Source organism: Dellaglioa sp. CoH-57-MRSF-22 (assembly GCF_056781895.1).
Genome location: NZ_JBXAXT010000187.1, coordinates 1 through 289, shown reverse-complemented (window position 1 = coordinate 289; position 289 = coordinate 1). Strand labels below are relative to the sequence as shown.

General features: G+C 58.1%; 1 protein-coding gene. It reads left to right on the top strand.

Going from position 1 to position 289, the window contains the following annotated elements; all coding sequences use genetic code 11:
• A partial coding sequence (locus AC1RPR_RS08745) for a hypothetical protein (RefSeq protein WP_481763561.1) occupies positions 1 to 220 on the top strand: 220 nt, incomplete at its 5' end.
• Positions 221 to 289 lie beyond the last annotated feature (69 nt).

Below are 289 nucleotides of genomic sequence, written 5' to 3'. Positions count from 1 at the left end.
CGCGTATAGTTACACCCATCGACAGCGCAATAACGAAAGGGGTAACAAAATGGAAAACGGTCTGAATCTTACGGGGATGCGTGTTGCACTGGCCGCACGCTTTGGCGCAGACAATGTGCGCACGACCGTGATTGACGGCGTTGAATGGGTCGAAATCGCGGGCACCGGCCGTAACGGTCAACGCGTATGGCATCATGCGGGGCGCGTCAATGCAATGTAAACCGCGCGTGCAGCGCGCCGCCTACGGCTGGCGCGTGAGCTTTGATGGTGTATCGATGCCGTTTCGCAC